Below are 15,297 nucleotides of genomic sequence, written 5' to 3' on the forward strand. Positions count from 1 at the left end.
CCTTTTATTTTGCGAAACTTAGCTATGTTATCTAACAATAACTTTATTAGCGTTTTGTGCTGCCATTACTGCCCAGATAATACATCCTACCCAAGCGATCGCGGCACCAATAATGGGGATAACGAAAAAGAGGATAACGGTAGCGAAAAACATTACCACGCCACCAAGTATCGAAGCGTACAGTAAGCCTAGCGGCCCAAATAAAAAGGCTAACAAAAATGCGGTGCCAACACTCTTTTGTTTGGCTACAATAATAATTTGCTGTTGTTGAGGATTGGTTTGTTCCATAATTTGTGAAAGGTTTAGTTGAAGGTTTTAATAAAAATGTATTACTAATTACTGTACTACAATAGGTTATATCAAATATTATATATTAAACCAACAATTCAAAATATAATGATATTTAATTTTCGTGCGGATACTGGGCCTTCTGTAAGCGCATTCTGCTTGCCATAGCCTGGGTTGTTATTGGTGCCATTGATGTTTACCGATGTTTTAAAGCTCATCAAACCCGTGTCACAAATTCCAATTTGCACATTCGTACATTCGCACATCTGCACATTTCGCCGTATCTTTGCGGCACCAAAATAATCATCTATGTTAAAAGGATTTTTTAACGTTCCGGCACCGGTAAACGAGCCCGTATTGAACTACGGCCCGCGCAGTGTGGAGCGCGCGGCGCTTAAAGCCGCTTTAACCGAGGCACGCTCAAAACAGGCGGATATACCCATGTATATTGGCGGCAATGAGGTGCGTACAGGCAAGCTTAAAGAGCTGCGCCCACCTCATGATCATCAGCACTTATTAGGCACATTTCACTACGGCGATAAAACCCATATAACGGCGGCTATTGATGCAGCCCTGGCTGCCAAAGCCGATTGGGAAAACCTGCCATGGGAGCAGCGCGCGGCCATATTTTTAAAAGCTGCCGACCTGCTTGCCGGCCCATACCGTTATAAAATAAACGCGGCTACCATGCTTGGCCAAAGCAAGAACGCTTACCAGGCCGAGATAGATTCGGCCTGCGAGTTCATCGACTTTTTGCGCTTTAACGTGCAATACATGACCGAAATTTACCAGCAGCAGCCCCCGGTATCGGGTAAGGGCGTATGGAACCGCGTAGAACAGCGCCCACTTGAAGGTTTTGTGTTCGCGCTTACGCCATTTAACTTTACGGCCATAGCGGGCAACTTGCCAACATCGGCAGCCATGATGGGTAACGTGGTGGTGTGGAAGCCTGCCGATACGCAGGTGTATGCTGCCAACGTAATTATGCAGGTTTTAATTGAAGCAGGCCTGCCGGCTGGTGTTCTCAACCTGATATACGCACCCGGCCCCGAGGTTGGCGATGTGGTATTTAACCATCCCGATTTTGCCGGGATCCACTTTACAGGCTCAACCGGTGTTTTCCAGAACATCTGGCAAACCATTGGCAACAACATCCATAAATACAAAACCTACCCGCGCATTGTGGGCGAAACCGGCGGTAAAGACTTTGTGCTTGCCCACCCAAGCGCCAATGCTGATGCCGTTGCGGTAGCCTTGCTGCGCGGCGCTTTTGAATACCAGGGGCAAAAATGCTCGGCTGCTTCAAGGGCTTATATACCAGCAAACTTGTGGCCCGCTGTTAAAGAGCACATGGTACGCGAGATGGCTACCTTTAAAATGGGCCCTACCGAAGATTTTGAGAACTTTATTAATGCCGTTATCACTGAAGCATCGTTTGATAAACTGGCAAAATATATTGATGCGGCAAAAACCGACGACAGCGTTGAGATTGTTGCAGGCGGCAAGTACGATAAATCAAAGGGCTGGTTTATTGAGCCTACCGTTTTAAAGGTTAACGACCCGTACTATGTAACCATGTGCGAAGAACTGTTTGGCCCGGTATTAACCGTGTATGTTTACGATGACAGCGAGTGGAGCAACATACTGGATATTGTAGATAAAACATCTATTTACGCGTTAACAGGTGCCATTTTATCGCAAGATCGGTATGCCATTGCCGAGGCTACACAACGCCTGCGCAACGCTGCGGGTAACTTCTACATAAACGATAAGCCAACCGGTGCAGTTGTTGGTCAGCAGCCATTTGGCGGCGCCCGTGGTTCGGGTACTAACGATAAAGCCGGATCAATGATCAATCTGCTGCGTTGGGTATCGCCAAGAACGATAAAGGAAACCTTTGACCCGCCAACGGATTACAGGTACCCATTTTTAACGGCCGAGGTTTAATCCTACAGCCCCCTTTAAGCGAAGGCTTTAAAAAAGCATAATAAAGGCCAAAGTTTTTACTTTGGCCTTTATTTATGAATACCGCGCTGTGGCAAGCAAACCTGCACAGCAGAACTGATCCTCCGTTCCTCAATATGACAAGCGGGTTATGTCTTTTAGGTATTGATCCTGCTATTTCTCAAACCTGAACACCTCGTCCATTTTCAGGTTATTATGGGTGCTTACCTTCATATCGGTAATAATACCGGTGGCAAGGCTGTACACCCAGCCGTGTACGTTTAGCTCCTGCCCGTTTGCCCAGGCGTTTTGTACAATAGATGTTTTGCAGAGGTTGCTTACGTTCTCTATCACGTTCAGTTCAACCAGGCGGTCGCCGCGTTTGGATTCGTCTTCAATCGCATCAAGCTCGGCAGCATGCACACGATAAACATCTTTTATGTGGCGCAGCCAGTTGTCTATCAGGCCGAATTGTTTATTGGTCATGCTGGCCAGTACGCCGCCGCAGCCATAGTGCCCTGTTACAATAACATGCTTTACCTGCAAAACGTTCACGGCGTAATCTAATACGCTAAGCATATTCATATCCGTGTGTATCACCATATTGGCAATATTGCGGTGCACAAATATCTCGCCTGGCTTGGTATTGGTTATCTGGTTGGCAGGCACCCGGCTATCGGCGCAGCCTATCCACAACACCGGCGGTTTTTGCCCGTTTGCAAGCGTGGTAAAGTACTCGGGGTCTTCTTTTAAAGCGTTGGCCACAAAGTTTTTATTGCCCTCTAAAAGGCTCTCGTAGCTAATGTGGTTGGTTTCGTGTATATGGTTAGACATGGCGATAATTGTTTCTTATTTACTGACCGGCGCATTCTTCCGCGAAAAAAAGCGCATCAATTTGTGCCGGGCAACTGTTGATAAATCGTAGTATAATATCGTGAGCAATATTAAGGGTATAAAGTAAAATATGGCAAACTCGTACAAATTAAAGAAGTATCCGCCAATTATGCCACCTAAAAAATAAAAACCAAGCACTGTTAAGCGGATGTATATTTTATTTCTTACTATTTCGGTCTTGGTTGATTTAGGGTGATACCAGTCTGATATATCCCCGCCCAGGTCGGTAAATAAACCCGTTAAATGCGATGATTTGATGAGCCCGCCCGATACAATAGATACCATGCTGTTTTGCAAACCCATCGAGAACAATATGGCGGCAATTACAATTTCGCGTTCGGTTTGGGTTTCTTCATAAAAATTATGGCCGTATATGGCCACAAATAACAAAATGATAATTTCGATAATAACCGGTGCAGAATGCGCGCGGTAGTAGCTCCGTTCTTCGTACGACCGGATGATAAAGCTGGACACGAACGCCCCAGCGAAAAACATGAACAGCCACACCAGGAATATAATTATCTGGGCGAAGTTTTGCTCGACAATATGCCGGGCGAGGTTCGCCACATGCCCGGTAATATTTGACGTAAACGCCAGGAACGCCACCATGCCCACTACGTTGGTAATGCCTGCTACCGCCGCCGTTGACGATGCCAGCAACAGGTTTTCTTTAAGCGTGCGGTCGTTTTTTGATTGCCTTAGCATAGGTACTGTTTTATAAAGGCTAAATTACTCTTAAAACCTGTTAAAGTGCGGCGCTATAAAAAAATACGCCATAAAACACCCCGGCTGCAATAACAGCCGGGGCAATATGTATAGATAGATATAGGGCGGATTAATGGGCGGCCAGCGCTTCGGTACCCTCCAGTTCGTACACATAGCCCAGGTTATCGGGCCCGCTGCTGGTTAAGCCAAGGTCTTTAATAAAGCCGGTGCTTATATCAATTACCCAGCCGTGCACCTGCAGGTCGGCGCGGTGCATCCAGGCGTTCTGTATGATGGATGTTTTGCACAGATTATACACCTGCTCGCTCACATTCAGTTCAACCAGGCGGTTTACTTTTTGCTTCTCGTCGGTAATACGGTCAAGCTCGTAAGCGTGTAAGCGGTAAACGTCTTTAATATGGCGCAGCCAGTTATCTATAATACCAAACTGCTTGCCTGTTAAAGCAGCTGCCACGCCGCCGCAGCCATAATGTCCGGCAACAATAACATGTTTTACTTTTAATACGTTAACGGCATAATCAAGCACGCTAAGCATATTCATATCAGAGTGCACGCAAACGTTGGCAATGTTGCGGTGCACAAATACCTCGCCCGGTTTGGTACCCGTAACTTCGTTAGCGGGCACGCGGCTGTCAGAGCAGCCTATCCACAAAACCTCGGGGCTTTGTCCCTGTGCCAGTTTTTTAAAATACTCAGGGTCTTCTTTTACGCGCTCGGCTACCCAGCTGCTATTGCCGTTAATCAATTTTTTATAGCTCTGGGCCTGGTCCAGCTTGATGCTGCCGGCATCAATAGCCTGCTTGTTTCCGTTCTTATTATTTTCAATTGTCGACATGATACTTTTTTGTTTTATGGTTTATAAACTAATTCTTTTAAAGGCGGCACATCGTACCTTTCCTTTACATCCTGTAATTGCACAACAATACCTTTGGTGTAGGCGTTGTGCTTGTAATTGTGTATGATCTCTAATACGTCGGGGTCAATATAGCGCGACTGCGAGCCATCGATAACCACATCGCTGCCCTTTGGCAAACTTGTTAATGTTACCTGTATAGCAGCTTTGTTTAAAAACGATACCTCTTCGGCCAGCTTTATGCGGATGGTGTTTTTTTCGCCGTTTGGCGCAATGGTGTAAAAATAGGGGTTACGCAGGTTTGTGCGCAGTATATAAAATACGCCAACCAGCATACCAATACCCACACCAATAAGCAGATCGGTAAAAATAACGGCCACTATGGTTACCACAAACGGGATAAACTGGTTTAGCCCTTTATGCCACATGTGCTTAAACAGGCCTATCCTTGCCAGCTTATACCCTACTGTTAATAATATGGCTGCCAGGCACGATAGCGGTATCTTATTCAACAGCGATGGTATGGTTAGCAGGCATATAAGCAGTAAAAAACCGTGGAATATGGCGCTTACTTTAGTACGCGCACCCGAATTAACATTCGCCGATGAACGAACGATCACGGCAGTCATGGGTAAACCGCCCAGCAAGCCGCTCACTACATTCCCCGCACCCTGGGCAATCAGCTCGCGGTTTGTAGGCGATACGCGTTTAATGGGGTCGATTTTATCTACTGCTTCAAGGCTCAACAAGGTTTCTAAACTGGCCACAATGGCAATAGTGGCAGCAGTTATCCATACCTGTTTATTGCCTATGCCGCTAAAATTTGGTGATTTAAACAGGCCAAAAAACTCGCTTGTGCTGTTTACAACAGGTATCTGCACAAACTGCTTATCTAAAAGCGCTAAGCTTGTACCGCTAAATAACGAGGCTAACACCACACCGATAACCACAACCATTAACGGCGCGGGCACAATGGCCACCTTTTTAAATTTTGGCCAGTATATCATCAGCAGTAACGAAACACCTGCTATGATCACCGCGCCATAATTTATTTTGCTTACAGCGCTTATAATGCCCGAAAAGGTGTTGTTTGAATCGGCCTGGCTAAAGCCTTCGTCACCCTCAAAGTCCGAATCGTAACCAACAGCGTGCGGAAACTGCTTCATGATGAGGATGATACCAATGGCTGCCAGCATCCCCTCAATAACCGCCGACGGGAAATAGTTGGCAATAGTACCTGCCTTTACCAGCCCAAGCAATATCTGCATGGCACCCGCTAACAAAACAGCCAGTAAAAAAGCCTCGAACGAACCCAATGTAGCAATGGAGTTTAACACAATTACGGTTAGCCCCGCGGCCGGGCCGGCTACACTTAGCTGCGAGCCGCTTAAAGCCCCGATAACTATACCGCCGATGATACCCGATAATATACCGGAAAATAATGGCGCGCCCGATGCCAGGGCTATACCCAAACATAGTGGCAGGGCAACCAGGAACACCACCAGGCCCGAGGGGATATCCTTTTTTAGATTTTTAGCAAGAAAATACTTTTTCAGGTTAAGATCGCCGGCGGTAACGCCGCCTTGCTTGATTTGCATAACAATGATTTTATAATGAAAATTAAATAAACAGCATGTTAAACAACGCCCTAAACAGGGTATTGAAAACAGCACAATTTGTTCGGCCTGAGTTAAAAAACAGGGAACGCGCGGTTACTTACCGGATACTTGGTATCCGGCTATTTTCATTAAACGTTGGGAGGCGGGGTAGGTACCGTAGGGTGGTAAACTTGCTTGTAAAGCGATTTTTCTAAGTTGTGCAGTATATTGGTTTCGACAATGAAAGGGCGGTAAACAACCAGGTGGTTGATACTTTCATCGAAGACCTTTTTTTCTTTAACAGATTCTTTCTCGGGGTCTTCCTTTTCATTTTTCGATTCATGCTCTAACTGCATGATAACCGCATGAACTGTTTTATTATCGATGCACACAAAAACCGACGCAGTAGATATAACCATCTTTATAATAAAGATGCCCATAAATAAAGCGGCCAATGAATTTTTAAAAATCCGGTTTTTCATGTGCTACAAAGATATGATTTTTTGTAAAAGCAAAGTATCATCCCTGCCTTAAACGCTAATCTTACAATATAATTACTAATTTTAACGCTTTACCAATTAAACCGCACTGTGAATAAAAAGTTGGAGATTTTACAAAAAAAGCGCGACCAAGCGCTTGAGGGTGGAGGGGCTGCACGTATAGAAAGTCAGCATAAAAAAGGGAAACTTACCGCCCGCGAGCGGCTCCATTTTCTATTGGACGAGGGCTCGTTCCAGGAGATAGGGATGCTGGTTTCGCACCGCTCTACCGATTTTGGCATGGAAAATGAAAAATATCCCGGCGATGGTGTGGTTACCGGTTATGGCACCGTGAACGGGCGTTTGGTGTACGTTTTTTCTCAGGATTTTACCGTTTTTGGCGGCTCGTTATCAGAAACCCAGGCCGAAAAGATCTGTAAGATAATGGATCTGGCCATGAAGAACGGCGCCCCCGTTATCGGCCTCAACGACTCGGGCGGGGCGCGTATCCAGGAAGGTGTGGTATCGCTTGGCGGTTACGCCGATATATTTTACCGCAATACCATGGCCAGCGGTGTAGTGCCGCAAATATCAGCCATTATGGGCCCATGCGCGGGTGGTGCGGTGTATTCGCCGGCCATTACCGATTTTATTTTGATGGTAGAGCATACCAGTTACATGTTTGTAACCGGCCCCAATGTGGTAAAGACGGTAACGCACGAGCAGGTGACATCTGAAGAGCTGGGCGGCGCCAATACCCATGCAACTAAAAGTGGTGTTACGCACTTTGCCTGCGCCAACGAGATAGAAGCCATAAACAACGTAAAAAAGCTGTTAAGCTACATGCCCCAGAATTGCGAAGACCGCCCCCCTGCCCTGCCTTACGAGATTAAGAACGAAGAGCGCCCCGCATTAACCGATATACTGCCTGAAAATGTTTCGCAGCCATATGATATCCGTGAGGTAATAGAACAGGTGATAGACGGCGGGTCATTTATGGAAGTGCATAAGGATTTTGCCGAAAACATTGTGGTTGGCTTTGCCCGACTGGCCGGCCGCAGTATAGGTATTGTAGCCAACCAGCCCGCTTTTTTAGCCGGGGTGCTGGATATTCACTCATCAACCAAAGGAGCGCGATTTGTGCGTTTTTGTGATAGTTTTAACATTCCATTATTGGTTTTTGAAGATGTACCGGGCTTTTTACCGGGCACCGACCAGGAGTGGAACGCCATTATCACCAACGGCGCTAAACTGCTTTACGCCTTTTGCGAGGCTACCGTGCCACGCATAACCGTTATTACCCGCAAGGCTTATGGCGGCGCGTATGATGTAATGAACTCCAAGCACATAGGAGCGGATATGAATTACGCGTGGCCATCGGCAGAGATTGCCGTAATGGGTGCCAAGGGCGCTGCCGAGATCATTTTCAAACGCGAGATAACCGCCGCCGAAGACCCGGAAGCCAAATGGCGCGAAAAGGAAGAGCAGTATGCCAGCATCTTCGCCAATCCATACCGCGCCGCCGAACGTGGCTTTATAGACGAGGTAATAACACCAGCCGAAACCCGCGCAAAACTTATCCACGCCTTTAAAATGCTGGAAAATAAAGTGGTGAATAACCCTAAGAAGAAGCACGGCAATATTCCGTTGTGATTTTAGATTTTAGATATACGATTTCGGATTTTGCTAGTATATAGTATAAAGCAATAACCGCGTGATTCCCTCCTAACGGGAGGGTGCAGGGAGGGGTTTTACAAAGCGATAAGCAGCGTTCAAACCCCTCCCCGCCAACGCGCTACCCTGCCCCCTCGCAAGGGAGGGAACGACACTTCATCATCCGGTGTTCGATATTAAAAAACCTTTTACCTTTATCCTTTCGCTTTTTACCTCATGATAAGCATCGAACAAATAACCCCTCACCTAACCTGGCGGCTACGCAGGGATGTTCTTTATCCGGGCCAATACCTGCATGATATGGAGATAGAGGAGGATAACCACGGCTATCATTTTGGGGCATTTGAAAATAATGCGCTGGTGGGTGTGGTATCGCTGTTTAAGCATGGCGATGACGATTGGCAGTTCCGCAAGTTTGCGGTGGTTGCTGATGTGCAAAAGAAGGGGATCGGTACACAATTGTTAAACTATATCACCGCATTTGTTGTGCGCGAAAACGGCAGCAGGCTTTGGTGCAATGCCAGGCTATCGGCCACAGGTTTTTACCAAAAATTTGGATTTACTAAAACCGGCGCCGAATTCCATAAAAACGGTTTTGATTACATCATCATGCAAAAAAGCCTGTAATAAAATATAAATTGCTTTATTTAGGTTTCGATACATGAATAAACATGCTGTTTTAATATTGCTGTTCTTTGCCGGGCTGATACTGTCAGCTATCAACCCGCACGATTATTTTACCTGGATGCTGGAAGTTTTCCCGGCCGTGCTGGGTTTTTTCGTACTGGTGCTTACTTACCGGCGCTTTCAGTTTAGCTACCTTACCTACGTGATGATACTGCTGCACTGCTATGTGCTGTTTATAGGCGGGCATTACACCTACGCCGAAGTACCTGCTTTTAACTGGCTGCGCGATGCCTTTCACCAGGCGCGCAATAACTACGATAAAGTGGGGCATTTTACCCAGGGCTTTGTGCCTGCCATGATCACCCGCGAGCTGTTTATCCGCCTGCATGTTTTTCAGAAAAAGAACTGGATTGCGTTTTTAACCGTGTGCGTTTGCACCACCATCAGTGTACTGTACGAGTTTTTAGAGTGGTTTGTGTCAGTTATTTCCGGCCAGTCGGGCGACTCGTTCCTGGGCACACAGGGATATATCTGGGATACACAATCGGATATGCTTTATGCCATGATAGGCGCCATTTGTATGGTTGTTTTTTTCTCGGGGTTACAGGATAGCGCGGTAAAAAAATTAGCCGCTTAATTTTTAAGGATATAATTATACCAGATGAACAGTTGATCGAACAGCGAGCCGGTGGCAAACTCTTCGCCCGTTGAGGTTACCATGCGCACAAAGCCTTGCTCGTTATCGGCTATCACATAGTCGAACTCGGTCTTTACAAAATCGCGCTGAAAGGTAAATTTTACCTTAACTGTATCGGCAGTGTTCTCAACCTGGCTAAAGGTGGGCACCAGGTAGTACCCATTGCTTGTTTGTAATGTAATATGCCTTGTGTCCCGTAGATCCATTGTGATTGGCAGCTTTTAACCTTTATGTAAAGTAAAGCAAAATACACAGGCACGTACAGGGCCAAAACCGCCTTTCTAAAAGGGGAATATTCGCTTAGTTGCCGCTAAAATGTATATTTATACTTTAACTAAAAAAACATACATGGAGCCGGCAAGGGGTTACATAATTAGCGGCGGTATCGAAGGCAAAAAACGCCTTAACCTACTTGCCGGTGTGTTGCACGGCCACACCCAATTGCTGCTGCAAGCAAACGGCCTTGTACCCGGCGCCTCGTTTTTTGACGTAGGGTGCGGCGGCGGCGATGTGGCGGTAATGGCGGCCAAGATAGCCGGCAGCAACGGCATGGTTACCGCGATAGATTTTGATAAAGAGATCATTGCGCTGAATAAAAAAGATGCCGAAGATAAGGGCATTAGCAATATTTTATATAATACCCAAAGCGCTTACGATATCAGCTATCACAACCAGTTTGATGTGGCGTATTCGCGTTTCCTGTTATCGCACCTTACAGAACCTCAAATGGTGGTAAACAACATGCTGAAAAGCGTAAAGCCCGGTGGAAGAATAATTATAGAGGATATTGATTTTAGCGGTCACTTTTGCTACCCGGCGTGTACCGCCTTTGACGAGTACGTAAGGTTGTTTACAGCCACAGCTAAAAAAAGGGAACAAAACGCCAACATAGGGCCGTGTTTACCGTCGCTTTTTAAGGCAGCGGGTATAGCTCAAATAAACTTCGACGTGATACAGCCCGTGTTCGCCAAAGGCGACGGCAAACAGATGGCCGTGATCACCATGGATAAAATAAAGGATGCGGTAGTAGCCGAAGGCCTTGCGGATGCCCAAACTGTTAATTCCATTATTACCGACCTTGAAGCCTTCACCAACCACCCCGAAACCATCATCAGCCTTCCGCGCATCTTCAGGGTGTGGGGGGTTAAGGATTAACCCTGCCTTACACCCGGCAGCCTGTTCTTTGCCCGGTATTCGTTTGGTGAGCAGTTGAATATCTTTTTAAACTCCCTGAAAAAGTAAGTTTTGTTATTGAACCCGGTGCGATAAAATATCTCTGAAACGGTAAGGTCAGACCCGGTGAGCAATGCCGACGCCTTTTGGATCCTGATGCTGCGGATCAACTCGGTGGGGGTCATGTCTGACAGGGTTTTAATTTTGCGGTACAGCTGTATCTTGCTCAGGTTTAAAGCGTTCTCCAAAAAAGCCCCATCAAGTTCCTCGTCAATGTTTTCCTCGATAACGCGGGTTACCTTTTCGATGAATTTCTTGTCACTGTCGGCTACGTCCCGGCTATCCAGGTGGGCGATAACGTTACCCGAATTAAATAACTTGTGCAGCTTATCACGGTATTCCAGCAGCTTTTGCACCCTTACCAGTAAATGTTCGGTTTGGAAGGGTTTAGGGATATAAGCATCCGCGCCGCAGCTGTACCCTTCGGTCATGTGCTCGGTAGTGGTGCGGGCAGATAACAGCACAAACGGGATATGGCAGGTTTCGGACGTGTTTTTAATCAAATCGCAAAGCTGCAGGCCGTTCATATCGGGCATCATTACATCGCTGATGATCAGGTCGGGCATAGCACGGTGGATAACCTCCAGCGCCTGCTTACCGGTAGATGCTTCGTAAATGATATAGCTATCGCCTAAAATATCTTTCAGCAGGTAACGTATTAGCTGTTCATCATCAACGATCAGTATAGCTTTTTTCTCTTCCTGCTCAAAACTTTTGACCATCGATCTTTTGTTGTTATCGGCAACGGTGCTCGGATCAATGGTTTTTGTGCCGGTGGTTAACGAGTTGAATATGTACGACGCGTTGTCCGTTTTATCGGTATCGGTTATCTGCTCGTGTTTAGCAGGTATATAGTTCAGCGGCAATAAGGCTTTAAAGGCTATCCAGTTGTTTTCGCAGGTCACGGTTATTTCGCCGCCTAAGAGCTGCACGATCTGCCGGGTAAACGCCAGTCCGATGCCCGAACTTATTTTGTTTTGCTGGCTGCCATCCACCACAAAAAACTTATCAAACAGCTGCCCCACTTCACCTTCGGTTAGGTTACAGCCCGAGTTAGCTACCACGATTTTCAATTGGTTGGTTTTTTTGCACGCGTCTACCGAAAATATAATGTATTGCTTAACGGCGCAATGCTTGAACGCGTTGGAGAGCAGGTTGAAAATGATCTTCTCCAGCTTATCCTTATCCATCCACATACTGATGCCCGGCTCGATGTGGATAGAGAAATCAAGCCCTTTCTGATCAACCAGAACACTGAATAAACCTGCCCGATTTGTCAGCAGGTCTGATATATTAAAGTAGCTGTAATGATTTTTCAATTGCCCCGATTCGGCCTTTCTGAACTCCAGCAGCTGGTGTACCAGGTAATGCAGCCTGGATGCTTCCTGGCTTACGATGGACAGGAACTGTTTACCCTGCATTGGCTCTTCAAATCGTTTAGTTTTAAACAGGTAACGCTCCAGCGAGCCTAATATCAACGTTAGCGGAGTCTGCAGTTCGTGCGCTATATTGGTAAAAAAGTTTATTTGTTCCTGGTGCAGGTTCTCGTCCTTTTCGCGCAGCATGTGCTCCATTTTTAGTTCATGTTCCATCAGGAATTTATTTCTGCGATAGCGCACCAACAGGAAACCGGCACCTACCAAAACCACTGCGTAGGCCAAAAACGCCCATAGCGACAGCCACCAGTATTGCTTAACGGTTACCGTAAAAGCGGTAACACCCGGTGTCCACGCCCCCTCTCCGTTCGACCACTTTATCTTCAGCGTATAATCGCCCGGCGGCAGGTTATTGTAAATTATTTTTTCGTGCTTGCCTATGTAGTGCCACCCTTTGTCAGATCCCTCTAAAAAATAAGCGTATTGGCATTTTTGCGAATTAACATAAGTAATAGGCTGCAGGTTGAGCTCAAAGTAATTATCCTGCGGTTTTAGTATATAATGCTGGTTAATTACCGAACCGTTCTTTGTCAGCACTTTCAGTCCACGCTCGGGGGCGTTTTTGCCGGCAAACTGCATATCAGATATCAGCAGGTGAGGCTGTTCGTTACTCACATGGATATTTTGCGGGAAGAAATAGTTAAAGCCATAAATCCCCCCAAAAAACAGCATGCCCGCTTTATCCTTCCAAACAGCATTATCGCTAAACTCGTCGCTTTGCAGCCCGTCCGACTCTTTATAGTGTACTATCTTTAAACTTGCCGGGTTTATCTTCGCCAGGCCCTTATTGGTGCTTATCCAGATGTTATTTGCATTGTCCTCGCTTATGGCGTGCACAGTGTTATTGGGCAGGCCGTTATCTACATGAAGTTTTTTGAATATGGGCCACGCACTTTTTACAGCTTCAGCTTCGTTCACCCAGTTAAGCCCAAAGCTGGTGCCTACCCACAGGCGTTTGCTGTTATCAACGTACAGCGAAAGCACATCGTTGTTCGACAGGCTTCCGTCGTAGCTTTGGGCCTTCATGGTGCGGAACTTTTGGGTGGTTTTATTAAAAACGCTTAAGCCGCCATACCGGCAGCCTATCCACAAATTATTATTGCTGCCCTGCGCAAGGGTATATATAACATCATTACCGGGGCCCCTGGCATCGCCCGTGTATTGGTATTTGGTAAGATATTTTATCCTGATCTTACCGTTATCACGTTCCAGTTTAAGGTGTACCAGCCCGCTCTCGTTCAACCCCAGCCAAACCGAGCCATCGTTATCTGATAAAATGCAATGTACAGAGCCAAAGGCCGGGTAAGCACCGCTGTTGCTGATATCCTCCCACTTGGTAAAGGCCTTTGTTTTCAGATCGTACAGGGTTACACCCGCCGCATCCGAGCCAATATACGCCAGCCCGTCATTACCCTTTTCAATAGTATAAACACAGTTATCCAGCAAGTCTACATTAGTGTGAAATGATTTAATGGCCGAGAAAGCCACATTTTTACTCCCCCAATTTTTTATAGTGATGATGCCGTTGCCCTTTGTGCCTATCCATAGCTCGCCGTTTATTTCGGCAAATGCCCTTACCGGGATATGAAACGACTGCCCGTTTGGCTGCTTTTGCACGATACCGAAATAGTTCTCTTTTTTGGCAACCTTTAACACGCCGTTGCCATCGGTACCAAACCACAGCAGGCTGGTGGCATCGTTCATTAGCGAGGTCACCCTTACATTCTGCAAAACGGGTATCTGTGCAGCTATGGTACTTACAGGTTTGAATTGCTCATCGTATTCACCAATTCCTTTTGAGGCCCAGGCAAAAACGTAGTGCTGTTTAAAAAAGCTCATTGACCGTACCTCGTGCGGTAATTTCAGCAGGCTTTGCTTTGCATACTGCTTATTGATACTCACCAGTACGCCACTTTTTGTGGTATAAAAAACCCGGTGATTAGCCATAAAGACATTGTCGACATCCTGTACAGATGTAAACTGCTTTACCGACTCGAAACCGGCAGCCTTTTTCCGGAATGCTTCCAGTATGCCGTTATCTTTCAAAAGCCACAATGTACCCTGTTCATCAAACAGCATCCGCAGCAGCATAAAGTTGGTAAGGCCCTTAATATTTACCCTGTTAAAACTATCGGTTTGTGTGTTGTAGATAAAAAGCTCTGAACTGTTTTTGCGCGCCGCGTAAACCTGTCCCTTGTTGTCCACCGCAACAGTATACCCATTGGAGTTTACCTTTTTGGGGTTATAAAAGTAGTTGGTAAAATCACCCGTGTTTTTGTTGAACTTGGAGAGCCCCTCTACGGTGCCTATCCATATATTACGTTTAGTATCGCCGGTTACCTGGTAAATAACATTGCTGGCGATGGCATTTTTGCTATTCCCTTTCTCGTAATTGAATACGTGAATATTGTTGCCGTCGTAAAAGTTTAACCCGTCCCAGCTGCCAAACCAGATGATATTGTCAGAATCCTGGTAGATGGTGTTGATGCAACTGTTTGACAGGCCGCTGCTGTTATCTATCTGCTGGTAAGTGTATTGCGCCCGGCTTTCGCTGCTCCATAACAACAAGCCTATACAGGTAATTAAAGCGTATAAATATCTCATATACAAAAGCATAAGCAGATATAAACCTTACCCCGCTCTTATACAGCAGTAACCCGGATATACGAAATGGTAAAATGTGTTTATAGCTGGTATAACAAACTTATAAAATAAGCCCGTATATGAGTAATACTATTTTAACATTTAATAATGTTTAGGCCGCTATAATCGCCCTAAAATTTAAATGAAACAACATTTTTACACAATTTACACGTGTACTAATTACACACCATAAGAAGTTGCAGGG

General features: G+C 46.1%; 13 protein-coding genes. 5 read left to right on the top strand and 8 right to left on the bottom strand.

The features are described 5' to 3' along the window. Nucleotides 1-27 precede the first annotated feature (27 nt). Nucleotides 28-288, bottom strand: a complete 261-nt coding sequence (locus GWR56_RS00535) for a hypothetical protein (protein WP_162429252.1) — start codon at nt 286-288, stop codon at nt 28-30. A 309-nt stretch (nt 289-597) separates the two neighbouring features. On the opposite strand from GWR56_RS00535, the gene pruA reads away from it, so the two are divergent. Beyond that, nucleotides 598-2,235: an L-glutamate gamma-semialdehyde dehydrogenase gene (pruA, locus tag GWR56_RS00540; RefSeq protein WP_162429253.1), complete on the top strand. Its 1,638-nt coding sequence runs from the start codon at nt 598-600 to the stop codon at nt 2,233-2,235. A 171-nt stretch (nt 2,236-2,406) separates the two neighbouring features. On the opposite strand, the gene can is transcribed toward pruA, so the two are convergent. The 5 genes from can to GWR56_RS00565 all read right to left on the bottom strand — a co-directional run bounded on the left by can (nt 2,407) and on the right by GWR56_RS00565 (nt 6,785). Next, nucleotides 2,407-3,066 carry a carbonate dehydratase gene (gene can, locus GWR56_RS00545; RefSeq protein WP_162429254.1) on the bottom strand — a complete coding sequence of 220 codons (660 nt, stop codon included), beginning with the start codon at nt 3,064-3,066 and terminating at the stop codon, nt 2,407-2,409. Nucleotides 3,067-3,081: 15 nt separating this feature from the next. Further along, nucleotides 3,082-3,831: a YoaK family protein gene (locus GWR56_RS00550; RefSeq protein WP_162429255.1), complete on the bottom strand. Its 750-nt coding sequence runs from the start codon at nt 3,829-3,831 to the stop codon at nt 3,082-3,084. Between the two features lie 130 nt (nt 3,832-3,961). After that, complete coding sequence (locus GWR56_RS00555; RefSeq protein WP_162429256.1) at nt 3,962-4,687, bottom strand: carbonic anhydrase; 726 nt, start codon at nt 4,685-4,687, stop codon at nt 3,962-3,964. 14 nt (nt 4,688-4,701) lie between these two features. Then, the gene (locus GWR56_RS00560) at nt 4,702-6,303 is read right to left on the bottom strand and encodes a SulP family inorganic anion transporter (protein ID WP_162429257.1); all 1,602 of its coding nucleotides are present in this window, start codon (nt 6,301-6,303) and stop codon (nt 4,702-4,704) included. Between the two features lie 149 nt (nt 6,304-6,452). Then, nucleotides 6,453-6,785, bottom strand: coding sequence for a hypothetical protein (locus tag GWR56_RS00565; RefSeq protein WP_162429258.1), 333 nt, complete (start codon nt 6,783-6,785; stop codon nt 6,453-6,455). A 108-nt stretch (nt 6,786-6,893) separates the two neighbouring features. Between GWR56_RS00565 and GWR56_RS00570 the strand changes: the two genes are divergently transcribed. The 3 genes from GWR56_RS00570 (at nt 6,894) to GWR56_RS00580 (ending at nt 9,720) form a co-directional block, all read left to right on the top strand. Next, on the top strand, nt 6,894-8,435 hold the full coding sequence (locus GWR56_RS00570) for an acyl-CoA carboxylase subunit beta (RefSeq protein ID WP_162429259.1): 1,542 nt from the start codon (nt 6,894-6,896) through the stop codon (nt 8,433-8,435). 237 nt (nt 8,436-8,672) lie between these two features. After that, nucleotides 8,673-9,083: a GNAT family N-acetyltransferase gene (locus GWR56_RS00575; protein ID WP_162429260.1), complete on the top strand. Its 411-nt coding sequence runs from the start codon at nt 8,673-8,675 to the stop codon at nt 9,081-9,083. A 34-nt stretch (nt 9,084-9,117) separates the two neighbouring features. Further along, the gene (locus GWR56_RS00580) at nt 9,118-9,720 is read left to right on the top strand and encodes a DUF2238 domain-containing protein (RefSeq protein ID WP_162429261.1); all 603 of its coding nucleotides are present in this window, start codon (nt 9,118-9,120) and stop codon (nt 9,718-9,720) included. Here the strand turns inward: GWR56_RS00580 and GWR56_RS00585 are convergent. Beyond that, nucleotides 9,717-9,986 (bottom strand): hypothetical protein, encoded by a 270-nt coding sequence (locus tag GWR56_RS00585; RefSeq protein WP_162429262.1) that lies wholly within the window; start codon nt 9,984-9,986, stop codon nt 9,717-9,719. The two genes, GWR56_RS00580 and GWR56_RS00585, sit on opposite strands and share 4 nt — an antisense overlap. 142 nt (nt 9,987-10,128) lie before the next feature. Here GWR56_RS00585 and GWR56_RS00590 point away from each other — a divergent pair, with 142 nt between their 5' ends. Beyond that, the gene (locus GWR56_RS00590) at nt 10,129-10,935 is read left to right on the top strand and encodes a class I SAM-dependent methyltransferase (protein ID WP_162429263.1); all 807 of its coding nucleotides are present in this window, start codon (nt 10,129-10,131) and stop codon (nt 10,933-10,935) included. On the opposite strand, the gene GWR56_RS00595 is transcribed toward GWR56_RS00590, so the two are convergent. Beyond that, a complete protein-coding gene (locus tag GWR56_RS00595; protein WP_162429264.1) occupies nt 10,932-15,053 on the bottom strand; it encodes a two-component regulator propeller domain-containing protein in 4,122 nt (1,373 codons plus the stop codon). The genes GWR56_RS00590 and GWR56_RS00595 overlap by 4 nt on opposite strands. Nucleotides 15,054-15,297 lie beyond the last annotated feature (244 nt).

It is taken from the genome of Mucilaginibacter sp. 14171R-50, from assembly GCF_010093045.1.
Classification (GTDB): Bacteria; Bacteroidota; Bacteroidia; order Sphingobacteriales; family Sphingobacteriaceae; genus Mucilaginibacter.

Excerpts from the sequence above, each read along its gene's own strand:
- GWR56_RS00560 (WP_162429257.1), bottom strand. The coding sequence starts at position 6,303 with ATGCAAATCAAGCAAGGCGGCGTTACCGCCGGCGATCTTAACCTGAAA.
- GWR56_RS00585 (WP_162429262.1), bottom strand. The coding sequence starts at position 9,986 with ATGGATCTACGGGACACAAGGCATATTACATTACAAACAAGCAATGGG.
- GWR56_RS00595 (WP_162429264.1), bottom strand. The coding sequence starts at position 15,053 with ATGAGATATTTATACGCTTTAATTACCTGTATAGGCTTGTTGTTATGG.
- GWR56_RS00565 (WP_162429258.1), bottom strand. The coding sequence starts at position 6,785 with ATGAAAAACCGGATTTTTAAAAATTCATTGGCCGCTTTATTTATGGGC.
- GWR56_RS00555 (WP_162429256.1), bottom strand. The coding sequence starts at position 4,687 with ATGTCGACAATTGAAAATAATAAGAACGGAAACAAGCAGGCTATTGAT.
- GWR56_RS00575 (WP_162429260.1), top strand. The coding sequence starts at position 8,673 with ATGATAAGCATCGAACAAATAACCCCTCACCTAACCTGGCGGCTACGC.
- GWR56_RS00580 (WP_162429261.1), top strand. The coding sequence starts at position 9,118 with ATGAATAAACATGCTGTTTTAATATTGCTGTTCTTTGCCGGGCTGATA.
- GWR56_RS00535 (WP_162429252.1), bottom strand. The coding sequence starts at position 288 with ATGGAACAAACCAATCCTCAACAACAGCAAATTATTATTGTAGCCAAA.
- pruA (WP_162429253.1), top strand. The coding sequence starts at position 598 with ATGTTAAAAGGATTTTTTAACGTTCCGGCACCGGTAAACGAGCCCGTA.
- can (WP_162429254.1), bottom strand. The coding sequence starts at position 3,066 with ATGTCTAACCATATACACGAAACCAACCACATTAGCTACGAGAGCCTT.
- GWR56_RS00590 (WP_162429263.1), top strand. The coding sequence starts at position 10,129 with ATGGAGCCGGCAAGGGGTTACATAATTAGCGGCGGTATCGAAGGCAAA.
- GWR56_RS00550 (WP_162429255.1), bottom strand. The coding sequence starts at position 3,831 with ATGCTAAGGCAATCAAAAAACGACCGCACGCTTAAAGAAAACCTGTTG.